Raw genomic sequence first — 11884 nt, forward strand, 5'->3', positions numbered from 1 at the left:
CCCTAAATAATAGACATTCTTTTTTCAATTTGTTCCCAACAATTTCTTCTCATCCAATAAAAAAAGATATTCCAAAATTTACAGTTTAGTCTATGTAAAATATTTTTCCTTCTTCTATAACGCTTTTCGCAGTGAGCCAATAACCATTCCTCTTCAAAACCAGACCATGCTCCCGCGATGCTTAATAGGTTTGGTTGAAGAAAAGTAAACACTTCAAACAAATCAATCTCCTTTAGTTCTTTTAAAGTGAGTCCGGAATTCTGAAAAATCGCTGCAATGCGATCAAAGTCCTCATTTGTCAATTCAGTGTCGAGATAGAACTCAGACAAAGCGATCCAGACCGGCGTCCTTATTTCTATGTCCTGATGATCTATCATTAGCTTTCGTTAATTGTCCTATAATTTTTATCTGGGATAGAATAAAATAGAAAAGTAACATTTTCCTAAAAATCGACTATTGATTCCCGAAATATATTATTCTTTTTCCATTAAATCGTATTCCTCAATTGCATCAGCCCAGATATGGTCTTTATTGATTTTAATCAGTTCTTTAACTAATGAAGCTATTGCTCTGTCATCTAAGGTCTCTTTTTTAAATTCTTTAATGAATCTGAGAGAATCTTCAATGCTTAAACAGTTTACTACATCGTTTAGACTACAACATCCATATCCATCAAAGGAAATCCTTCTGAGATATATTCTATTATCATCAGAAAGGTTTAAATCTATAAATACGGAACCATCGAGACAACCTAAATAGTAATCTGCCTTTCGGGGCGCAGGCATTGAGTGTTTGAAGAAGTTGAAATTCTGATCCATTAATTAATTGACAATATTAAGAACCATCGATACGCATATAAACCCCGAGAGTTACTTTCTTCCCAAAGGAGACCTGTCACAAACTATCAGCTCAGATCCTTTAATCTGATTATCTTATTGTTATCATTGAATTCAAAAACAGATATCCCTCGCAATTTTAGCTCCTCTCCTTTTTTTAATCCATTGGGAAAATCCTTTGCCAACACAGCATAATAGTCAATTTCAATCTCAGAAACATTCTTGTCATGCTTAATTGATTTTATATTTTGCTGCCTTCTTTCAAAATAGTCCTTCGCCTGATCAGCCTGCTGTTTGAATGCTTCAAGTCCTCTAATGGACAAATTAACTTTTCCGTTTTGAACATTTTCAAACATTATCTTTTCATCAAAGTTCCGGACCATTTTTTCTGTATCGAATACATTATAGGCCTCAATCTAATCTTTTATAATTTGCTCTCTTGCGTTCATTATTACTATGGTATTACAGAGGGTGATTGTATTTATATTCTAGGATCATTTTTTTATAAAATCTACTTATCATTATTAGTGAATACTCATCACCTCCTACTCAATTTTACATACGTGATACAATCCAATATTTTTCCCGGAACATCATTTGAATCAATATTGACTTTACTTGCCCAATAAAGATCTTCACGTGTTGTAAATAAGCAATCATCGTATAAGCTGAGCTAATGCAAACTTAATATTTCCAACATTTTTTTTCATTTCCATGGCTTAAGCTTATATAACTTAAACGTACTAATATAAGTACGTTTACCAACATCGGCATATTAATAGATTGAAGTAAAATAGGCTTCAAGCAATACAGAGCAAATTGACATGGCTGGGTTTCTCAACTCTAAGGTTCATAAAAAGAAAATCAGACTCCATTAGGCCAATCGCTGATAATCTATTTAATGTCCACTAAAAAAATCAAGCATGGTCTTTAAAGCATTTTCGCTATGCATTATTTCTCCATTATCAAGCGACTCTTTTGCTGCAGCTGATGCCCGTATACGCATATTTGTTTCATAAACAGAAATGGCCTCTTGCAAAGAATTATAGTTGTCGGAAGTCAAACATTCGCTTAACTCTAATGCATCACGCATAGCCATATTTACTCCTTCCCCAGCAAAGGGAGGCATTACATGAGCAGCATCACCAATCATGGTCAGGTTTGGTTGGACTTCCCAAATTTGGTCTAATGGCATACAATAAATCGGACGTGGGATAAAAGGAGTTACTGCATTTTCAAACAGATCTTGCCATAAACTACTCCAATTGTGATATTCCTTTTTAAACCATTGTAAAACCTGCGCTTTATCAGAAAAGTTTATTCCACTGTTGGAAGTCCAATTTTCATTTGTTTTGAAACTTACATAAAAACCTATTTCACCATTACCTTTTTGTCCCATTAGTATATTCTTTTCATTTCCGAAAGCCATTATTTTTCCTCCATTGAGTAATGCTGAAATTTTAGGTGCTGCATCTTTTGCGTTTAAAACATTGCCTTCAAGCATCGTAACTCCTGAATAAAAAGCTTTTACATCAGTAATATACGGTCGTACTTTTGAGTTAGCTCCGTCAGCTGCAATAACGAGGTCTGCATAAATTGCATTTCCGCTTTTGAAATGCAAAAGCCAGCCATCATTTTGCTTGTTCATTGAAATAAAATGACTATCCCATACAACAGTTTCGTCTTGTAAGGATTCTAACAATATTTTTCGTAATGCTCCCCGGTCTATTTCCGGACGATAATATGGATTGCCAAAATCTTCTTCCACCTTGCTTTCGTGGTCGCTAAAAAACACTTTTGCATGTTCATCCATTATTTTTTTTCTGTCCGCCTTGGGAAGATAATTGCTTTTAAACTCATCTAACAAGTTTGCTTTTATTATGGCAGCCAACCCAGAATCATCGTGCAAGTCAAGCGGAGAACCTTGCACACGGGCATTTTTATTTAAATCCCGTTCATATACTTTTACGTCAGCACCTTTAAGCTGTAATAGTTTTGCTAGGGTCAGTCCACCGGGCCCTCCTCCAACAATTGCGATTTTTTTTCTTTGTAATTTCATGCCGAATATTTTTAACGGCATAAAGTTATTTCGAAGGAAGCGTTAAAAATTGTATAAATCGGCCGTTTTGATTTCGTTTCAATTCCTTTGGCGAAACGCCCGCAAGTTTTTTTACTTCTTTTATGAAATGCGATTGGTCGGCAAAATTTTCTTGGGGGAACAATTTACCTTCTTTAATATCTGGAAATGAAGCACGAAAACGAAGAATGTTGCAATATGCCTTTAATGAAAGCCCAAATTGCTGACGAAAAAAACGGTTGATTTGTCGGCTGCTCCAAGATACTTCTTCAGAAAGTGCATTCACAGACAAGGTCCCCTTTGAAGCATAAATAAGGTCAAAAAGTTTTCGTTTTCTGTTATCAATTTCTCTTGGCAAAAGTGTTTGAATTTTTTGAGCTGCCTTTTCGCAAAAAAAATCAAAATCTTGTATGTCCTTTTCATTAAAACCCCAAAAGTCGACAGGTAAATATTTTGCATTGTTTAACAAGGTCGAAACTGTATTATGAAAAAAATATTCTATTGCGGGTAATTTGAAACTTATCGCAAACATAATCGTCTTACCAGTCAATATCGCTTGATCTGACTGAGTTTCAAGCCCAGAAAGTGTAATATGAAAAGGTTCTGTTGCAGAACGAGAGAAAAACAAATCAACCCGTCCGTCTGGAAGAATAACAACATCTTTGTTGTAATCTGAATGGTTTTGCAACATCCAAAAGCTTTCTACAAAGTCAGCAATTGACTTGTCAGGTTTGAGGAGTTTATATTCAAAGTCTTGTCCCTTATCTCTGTCCATTTGCTCCAGTGTTTAAAATCAGTCCAACGATTCGGTATTCTGCGATGAAACTGAAAATCAAAGCAGAAAGTTTCAAATCAGCTGTAACACTGCCAAGGCCTATTATTTGTTAATATTTTGAGAAAGATACTCAAAAAAACTTTTCTTGTAGAAATCATGAACTTTCCATTTAGCTTTTAAGCAAGTCTTGTTGCATAACCCATTTACCCTTAAACATTACTCTTTTACTTTTGAAGGCTCTGGCTGTTTGTCTAGCAACTTTAATAAACTCCTCCACTTCTGATAATACTGACATAATTATGGAGTTATCATATGCTTTTACTTTATCACCATAAATATATCCTGTTGTTTTGTTTAATCCCTTTAAATCCATGAACCCTAAACTTAAGTCGTGAAGACTTCTGTGTATACAGCTATTCAAAGTTGCGAAAGTAGCCACGATAAATTCCATGCGACAAAGTCTTTTGCAACTTTCCTTGCTCGTCGTATAGTTTGCAGTTAAACTCAATTACTACCCTAAGGAGTTCCCCCTTATCCGTATTTACATATGTTGCCTCTTTTATTGTCAATATGCTTCCTTCCTGTGATCCATTTTGAGTGTCGTAATACTCATTTTCATGATTTAACCTAAGCAATATTTTAAATCCATTTAATGATGTAAGCTGAGAATAAGGATAAGTGCCTGGATTGAAAAAAGCTTTAAAAGCATCCTTTGAAAGTGAAGATGTATCGGTACTATTTCTAGCAATCTGAAAATGAAAACGATTATTATAGTACCCATGAATATCAGAAGTGAATGACGGATATTTATTAAATGAAAAAGTTCCGGTATTGCTCTTTAAGACAAGACTATCATTTATGGGATCAAAAACCAAATTATGAGTGTCCGCCAAAATGGATACAAGTTTATTATTTATATATACGCCTAAGAAAGGATTGTCTATAGTTGGAAGCTCAGGTGTTTTAATAGTTGGAGATGAAATCGAAGGTCCGGGATCATCTTTCTTGTTATTGCATGCAGTAAATAAAAGATTAGCCAAAAATGTGGTGCAGAAGATGTACGTCTTGATTCTCATAAATTAACTTTATTTATACAATATTTCGAATACCATTACTAACTTACAATTAGGATTTTTCATTACAAGAGACTCACACTATGATAAAAACTCAGGCATGTACGTATTAGTTAGAATAAGCCTGATGTCGACATAAAATAAAGAATCTTGCATTACAAACTTCGATTTATATTGCTAATATAATTGCATGTGATATTATTCTATGTAACATAAGTAACATAGAATAAAAGGCAGCACATTTAACTTGCGAATAAGGTAAAACTTTTTCTATAATATTGAATATTATTATCACCAATAATATTATTATCACCAATAAAATTCCGAGCAAAAGTCCAAGTATATCAAACATGAATTTTTACTTGTTTTTAATTGTAGCCCATATTAATTTCACTTAAGCTGAGTTCAAGGAATTATCTATACAATATAATCATTGGCTAAAGGCAGAGCCTTTTCATTCCATAAAACCATGCTGTATTACACATTGTATTCAATGTCAAAAACTCTGTCCAATTGTTTTTCATTGAAAAAATCAGGTGTAATTTTTACTAATGCATTTCTAAACCAGATAGCAGCATTATTTTCCAAATGTGCTAATTCTCCTATTTTCCAACTTGTATTGACAATGAAATGTGCTTTGGTCCTTCTTAGTTTTTCATATTGACTAAAAACTTCTTCAGCGCTTTTGTCTTGTGCAAATAGTTTTCCAATGACGAAAGCGTCTTCCACTGCCTGACAGGCGCCTTGTCCCATATTAGGCGTTGTGGCATGAGCTGCGTCACCTATTAGACATGCTTTTCCATTTGACCAATTGGTGATTGGTTCTAAGTCAATGATGTCACTAAAATGAATATGGGCTTTGGGTGTTCCTGAAATGATTTTTACCACTTTCGGATGAAACTCTTTAAACAACTCGGTAATGGTTACATTGTCATTCATCAAAGATTCGTTAATAACGGCATACCAATACACATTCTTATCACTGATTTTTACAAAGCCAAAACGTTTTCCTTTCCCCCATGCTTCTAAGGCCTCGTTGTTATATTTTTCAAACCAATCAAACTTTCCAACGCCTCTCCAACATTTTTGTCCTGTGTGCCTGATATTACCTGTTCCAAACAATTGTTTTCTCACAACAGAATTTATACCATCAGCACCGATTAAAACATCAGCATGTACCACTGTTCCATCTTCAAAGGTTAGTTTGAATTCATTTCCTTTGTCAATACCGGATAGGCGTTTTGATAATTGAATGTTTTCAAAACCGATTTCATTGGCTAAAATTTTCTGCAGATCAGCCCGATGAATGGCGACGTTATAAACATTGTATTTGTTTTCAAACCTGGTAAGGTCTGCTAATGAAAGTGTATTGAGTTGAGCATCCGTAATTCTAATGTTAGAAATTTTACAACCTGCCTCTTCTATTTTATGACAAACGCCTAGCTTTTTAAAAACCTGCATAGCATTGTTGGCCATTACAATACCTGCACCAACAGGTTTAATTTCTGATGCACTTTCGTAAATTACAACTTCTTTTCCGATTTGCTTTAAGGCTAATGCTGTTGTCAGGCCGCCGATTCCTCCACCTATAATTGCTATTTTCATTGTACTTTGTTTTTGATTTCTGCGACAAATTATGTCGTTAAAAAGTAAAAGACGTTCACTTAAGTTAATTTCTACTTTAGAAAATTCTTTTTCTAATTCTGCTCAATGATTGCGGTGTTATACCTAAATAGGAAGAAATATATTTTTGAGGAATTTTATTCAGAATTTCCGGTGACTTTTTCAAAAGGTTTAAATAACGTTGCTCGGGTGTGAAAAAAAACAGTTCGTCAAGCCTTTGTTTCGCTGAAAGAAAAGCCAGGTCAGATATTCGTTTTGCAAAACCCAGCCAAAAAACATCCTTCTTTATGAGTTCTTCAACACCTTTTTTTTCAAAGTAAAGGACTTCTGTTTCCAACAGTGTTTCAATTTTTGCCTGAGATTTTTCGCCTGTAATATAGCTTGCGTAGTCACCAATTACATCCTCATTAACTTGCAATAAATAACTGACCTCCTCGCCTTTTTCGTTCAGATAATAAATTCGGGCAGCTCCATTGATAATATATCCCAAACGGTCAAATACACCATTTTTTGCTTCTATAAGTTCGTTTTTCGCGTGTGTAACGATCAAGCAAATACCCAACAATTCCTCTACCCGGTCAATTGGTATTTGAAGCGTGGTTACTAATTTTTCTTTTACAGACTGCGTCATTTAATTTGAGCTACTGAGGTTCTGGCATTCTATATAAACCGGGCAATCATTTCAAAAAATCTGATTGTCTGTTAATGTCCCCTCATTTTTATTAAATAGTGATCAGGCTGAAAGTTAAGAAAGAAGAAGGTAAAACGCAGAACTTTTTCTAATTAACCACATAACTGTTTATTCCGGATTAAACTGAGCCACTTAAAATTGTTTTTTCAACCTTAAGAAGCTTAATTTCTGCTGATTAAGTTTATATACATTAAACCTACAAATGAAAGGATGCCATGGCAGATAATAAAATTGTATCAAGCCCAACATGTTAAGGGCGATGTAAAATGAAAGTCGTTTTACTTTTCTTTTGATTTTGTCCACCTAAATGATTGTCCAACAAATCAGTTAAAGCGTCAAAATCCAAAGAGACTAAAAATATAAAGAGGCTGGCTTAAAATTTAAGCCAGTCTCTTTTGCACTGTAGTACTCAAAGTCTTAAATTCTGATCATCTTCTCCTTCTTATCAAATCTTGTGGTATTCCCAGTTCTTTGGCTGTAGCTGGAATAGATCCTTTTGCTTCAGCCAATTCAATAGTCATCGTTTTAAATGAACTATCGTAATGCTTTCTTGATCTTTTCATTTTGACTTTAATTTAAGTATTTTACGCTTAACTTAATGTCCAGTCAAAGGTAGCAGATCCAAAGTTACTAACAGTCATTTCTCCAATACCTAAACGCACTGTAGAATCATTGGGAACACTAAGTCGAATCGAACCAACATTCATCTTTTCAATTAACTCATCTTTCGTCATTAAACCTTCGCAATCAATCATGCAGTCTGCAAATACAACAAGTGGGACAATCCGGCAAAAGTAATGAATCTCTATTACCAGAATTGAACGTCCTTCAATTCTTTGCCCGTCTACTTCTCGATAGATCTTGTAATTTGTCATATCCTGTTAAAAAAATTATCATCACGATTTCGTGCGTTGAAAGGATCGCCTTCTGAAACCAGAAAACTGTCTGACTGCATCAACCTTTATCTATTGCTCAAATGTTTCTATTTACACTATCTGCCTAATAATGCAAAGCAGGTGTTGAACTAAACCTTCGGTAGTTTCTAGCAAGCAGTGTAAATTATAAGCAAAATTTTAAATCTTATTCTCATGAAAAAAAAGAATGCTCTGTAATCGACACTGCTTGTACTAAGATAGCTGGTTTTTCCGAGTTGTACCAGAACTTAAAGCAAAAAGTATTTCTTTCCGGTAAAAGTGACAGCACGCTGCGCAACTACTCCCACCACCTGGCAAATATACTAAACAGTAAGCCTTTATCGTGAGGCCTGAGTTTGAAGTGGCTGATGTGCTCAGAGCGCATTGGCCAAACATTGAGCAGGCTCCTTTTATAAACTCATGGAAACTGCGTACCCTTGGAGCTGTAATGAGATGAAGGACTGCAGACATGGGCGGACATGTCGATGCATGCACTTCATGCGGCAATATGCGCATCAGCTACAACAGCTGCAGAAACAGGCATTGCCCTAAATGCCAGGGCAACAAAAGGGAACAATGGATACAGGCACGGGAACAGGAGCTCTTGCCTGTACCTTACTTTCATGTAGTATTCACGCTGCCTGAAGAACTTAATACTCTTGCCTTGCATCAGCCTGCAATGGCATACAATACACTTTTTGAAGCTGCATGGGAGACTATACAAACCTTTGGTTATGATCACAAACTCCTGGGCGCAAAGACTGGCATGATCTCCATACTGCACACATGGGGACAAACCCTTTCGCTGCATCCTCACCTGCACTGTATTGTACCTGGAGGTGGAATCAATGGTTCTGGAAAATGGAAGTCCGCTAAAAGCAAAGGAAAATACCTCTTTCCTGTAAAGGCCATGAGCAAGGTATTCAGAGGCAAGTTTCTCGCATATTTAAAAAATAATTACTCCCCTGATAAGGCTCTGATTAATGCTTTGTATAAGAAAGATTGGGTTGTATATACCAAACAACCTTTTGCAAATAACAATACCGTTATTGAATATCTGGGAAGGTATACACACAAGATTGCTATCAGCAACCATCGGATTAAGAACATTAGTAAAGACTCTGTCACATTCACTTACAAGGATTACAGACAGGATGATGTAAAGAAAGAGATGACTCTGAATTCTATGGAATTTGTTCGAAGGTTTGCACTGCATGTACTTCCCAAAAGATTTGTTCGGATAAGACACTTTGGTATTCTCAGCAGCTCTTCCAAAAAGGAATCCATTCCTACTATTAAAGAACAGCTATCTTGTATGGTAAGCCGGACAAGACCTCCAAGAATTCTTACTATCTACGACCCTTTACTCTGCCCTTGTTGCAAAACTAAAACCATGATCGTAAAGGAAGTTTTTAACAGGCGCGGACCGCCTGTTAAGATCTTCTTTGAAAAGACCGTTATCGTTTAGATTTGTTCACTCTCTGCTTTAGGGCTTTGATGGCGAAGCTTTGTTCGGATGCGAGAAAAGCAGCAAAATTTAGCCCGCAGAAAACATTCTGTGAGACTTGAAATAAGAATAAAAATCCGAAGAGCTCTTTAGGTACTTTTTTACAATACGCACATTCTCACTTTTTAACCTAAGAAAAAATCACTCTTTACCCATAGTGCACCACAAAAACTACCGAAGGTTTCGCTCAACATCGTTTTCATTCTGGGCACTCCATGCCATACGAAAACTTAGTTGTTGTCGGCAGTAATTAATCTTTTATTTTAAAGTTAATTTTCTGATTACCTATCAATTGAATTAATTCTTCTTTGGTTATTCTTTTTTCTATTTCGTATGGTATCACCACTCCAACTGGATGTCCAAAATTTAAGTAATCGGTTTTGTATAAGTGACCTTTCGTGTCAATCAGCCGTTCTGAATCCGTCCATTCATATCCAACGTAATCAACTTGGTTTATTAATTGTTCAATTGTTTCTAGTTTAATTATATCGTTGGGATATTTAAGATCAATTATTATAGCAGGAAATATTGGAGGATTAAATTTGTCACCACTTATCCAGTTGTTCAAGTATTTGGAATGGATTTGTTCAAGCTTTTTGAAATTACGTTTGTCATATATGCTCCACATATCGTTGAACAATTCGTTGTCTATACTTTTTAATGATTCGATCGACTTGAAATTTAGTTTCTCATCACTCAAGCCCATAATAGGACATCTTAAAACATCGAAGGGAATTTGCCTGACAATTGACATACTTTTATCATCAATTTCTATCCACCAATAGTCAACTCTTTTAAGTTTTTTATATCTTTTATATTCAGATAATTTACTTGAAAATAATGAAGATACCCAATTCAGTGGTCTGATTGAATCGGGATTTAGTAAGGAATTCTTATGTAATATTTGCAATGTTTGCATCTTTCCTTTATTGCCGACAACGGTTATGCTATGCTCCGGTCACTGCTTTAAAACTTAAATGTATCCTCATGCACCGAAGCAAGCCAGGCCATAATTTACAATAAAAAATTCTGGCGGACAATAACCTCATTCCTCGACTATACTACTGAACCAGTGGCTGGAGTATAGCAATTGTTGTGCAACGTATTTTTTATGTCCATTTTAACTCTTTATTAATCAAGGTCGGGAAACGTAAAATAAAGTAGGAAATAAGCCCTGAATTCAGGGAAGCTAAAATAGCAACGATTAATCCAAACCAAATAGACTTTGAAGAGATTAGCAATAAAACAAATGGTAATAAAACACCAAAAATTAAACTGACCGTTATCAAAGTCATAATTAATAGATTTAAATCTGTTACGCCCTTCTTTAAGTCCTTTAGGCGTATGTACAGTTCTTTTAAATAATGAGAGCTAAAATCGTCAGCTAATTCCTTTAATAATTCATTGTTCAATTCGTGTCCTTCATATTTTTTGTTTATTCGGCTTGCCGCAGATAATATGAATTCCTTATCACTTGATAAGGCCTTATAGTTAATAAAGTTGTAATTCTGGTCCAACCAATACCAAATAGTATTAAAGATGTCACAATCAAGCCATTTTTCAACTGCTTTAATATTGTAAAGTCCGTTATGCTCAAAATCTTTATAAAGTTCTTCTTGAAATTCGTATTCAGGATTATTCCTGTTTCTTACTAATGATACCATAGCTAAATAGAGGGTAGACTGACCTTCTTTAAAGTTTTCATGGTTATAGAGTTCCTGTATTAGCTCTTTGTTTTTTGGTTTATAATCGCTTATCATCGAAAGTCTGTAATCGTAAAAATCTATATGTTTAAATTTGCCGTAATCAATTAAAGATTTTGTGGCATTATCATTAGTCCATACCTGATAATAATAGGTCAGTTTATTTAAGATTCTTCTGAATTCAGTTATTTTTCGAGAAAGGCTTATAGCTTCATTTAAGGTTTCAAGTTTTCTATCCTTTGACCAGGTAATTCTTGAAAATAAATATGTTATTAGAATTGCTGAGAATACAGCATTTACCGTTAGAAGATTGGTCAGAATTGAATTTGCATCAACTGTCTTAAAACATCTAGAAGCGAAAAAATAAAAAACCGCACTCGCAATGGTAATGGATATTATAAATACAAAAATGTGTAGCCAAGGTAGATGTTTGATAGCAAAAATAAGATTATGTAATCTTATCCGATTAAGTTCTTTTTTAGTTTGGGTATTCAATGATTGATGGTTTTATGTTCATATGTTGCACAACGGTAAGGGTTGTTGACATGGCGGGATTTTGAAGCGCTACTCTATCCCCCGCTACGAAAGAGCCCTAGGCCATAATATAAAAATAATAAAAAAGGGCGATAAATAAAGCACAAGCCTTGAAATCCACCGCTGCAGACCTCCATGGACACAACCTAGT

General features: G+C 35.0%; 13 protein-coding genes and 1 pseudogene. 1 reads left to right on the forward strand and 13 read right to left on the reverse strand.

Going from position 1 to position 11884, the window contains the following annotated elements:
- Positions 1–2 precede the first annotated feature (2 nt).
- The 11 genes from MYP_RS22400 to MYP_RS22445 form a co-directional block, all read right to left on the reverse strand.
- Positions 3–377 carry a DUF7079 family protein gene (locus MYP_RS22400; protein WP_045468727.1) on the reverse strand — a complete coding sequence of 125 codons (375 nt, stop codon included), beginning with the start codon at positions 375–377 and terminating at the stop codon, positions 3–5.
- A gap of 96 nt (positions 378–473) precedes the next feature.
- Positions 474–818: a hypothetical protein gene (locus tag MYP_RS22405; RefSeq protein ID WP_156140799.1), complete on the reverse strand. Its 345-nt coding sequence runs from the start codon at positions 816–818 to the stop codon at positions 474–476.
- A gap of 86 nt (positions 819–904) precedes the next feature.
- Positions 905–1252 (reverse strand): nuclear transport factor 2 family protein, encoded by a 348-nt coding sequence (locus MYP_RS22410; protein ID WP_370568897.1) that lies wholly within the window; start codon positions 1250–1252, stop codon positions 905–907.
- 482 nt (positions 1253–1734) lie between these two features.
- Entirely contained in the window at positions 1735–2895 is a 1161-nt protein-coding gene (locus MYP_RS22415; RefSeq protein WP_045468802.1) for an FAD-dependent oxidoreductase, read from the reverse strand.
- 25 nt (positions 2896–2920) lie between these two features.
- The gene (locus MYP_RS22420) at positions 2921–3688 is read right to left on the reverse strand and encodes a helix-turn-helix domain-containing protein (RefSeq protein ID WP_045468734.1); all 768 of its coding nucleotides are present in this window, start codon (positions 3686–3688) and stop codon (positions 2921–2923) included.
- 169 nt (positions 3689–3857) lie between these two features.
- Entirely contained in the window at positions 3858–4139 is a 282-nt protein-coding gene (locus MYP_RS22425) for a hypothetical protein (protein ID WP_197060163.1), read from the reverse strand.
- Positions 4102–4764 (reverse strand): hypothetical protein, encoded by a 663-nt coding sequence (locus MYP_RS22430; RefSeq protein ID WP_156140800.1) that lies wholly within the window; start codon positions 4762–4764, stop codon positions 4102–4104. The genes MYP_RS22425 and MYP_RS22430 overlap by 38 nt, the downstream gene beginning before the upstream one ends.
- Before the next feature lie 474 nt (positions 4765–5238).
- Positions 5239–6366: an FAD-dependent monooxygenase gene (locus MYP_RS22435; protein WP_045468743.1), complete on the reverse strand. Its 1128-nt coding sequence runs from the start codon at positions 6364–6366 to the stop codon at positions 5239–5241.
- 76 nt (positions 6367–6442) lie between these two features.
- Positions 6443–7015 carry a Crp/Fnr family transcriptional regulator gene (locus tag MYP_RS22440; protein WP_052430440.1) on the reverse strand — a complete coding sequence of 191 codons (573 nt, stop codon included), beginning with the start codon at positions 7013–7015 and terminating at the stop codon, positions 6443–6445.
- Positions 7016–7503: 488 nt separating this feature from the next.
- A complete protein-coding gene (locus MYP_RS26820) occupies positions 7504–7638 on the reverse strand; it encodes a hypothetical protein (protein WP_262506812.1) in 135 nt (44 codons plus the stop codon).
- 27 nt (positions 7639–7665) lie between these two features.
- The gene (locus MYP_RS22445; protein WP_045468746.1) at positions 7666–7950 is read right to left on the reverse strand and encodes a DUF7638 domain-containing protein; all 285 of its coding nucleotides are present in this window, start codon (positions 7948–7950) and stop codon (positions 7666–7668) included.
- A gap of 382 nt (positions 7951–8332) precedes the next feature.
- Here MYP_RS22445 and MYP_RS22450 point away from each other — a divergent pair.
- Positions 8333–9457, forward strand: a pseudogene (locus MYP_RS22450) (IS91 family transposase).
- Positions 9458–9746: 289 nt separating this feature from the next.
- Here the strand turns inward: MYP_RS22450 and MYP_RS22455 are convergent.
- Both MYP_RS22455 and MYP_RS22460 read right to left on the reverse strand, forming a co-directional pair.
- Positions 9747–10415, reverse strand: a complete 669-nt coding sequence (locus tag MYP_RS22455; protein ID WP_045468749.1) for a hypothetical protein — start codon at positions 10413–10415, stop codon at positions 9747–9749.
- A gap of 190 nt (positions 10416–10605) precedes the next feature.
- Complete coding sequence (locus MYP_RS22460) at positions 10606–11694, reverse strand: hypothetical protein (RefSeq protein WP_045468752.1); 1089 nt, start codon at positions 11692–11694, stop codon at positions 10606–10608.
- Between the last annotated feature and the right edge of the window lie 190 nt (positions 11695–11884).

The organism is Sporocytophaga myxococcoides (assembly GCF_000775915.1).
GTDB lineage: Bacteria > Bacteroidota > Bacteroidia > Cytophagales > Cytophagaceae > Sporocytophaga > Sporocytophaga myxococcoides_A.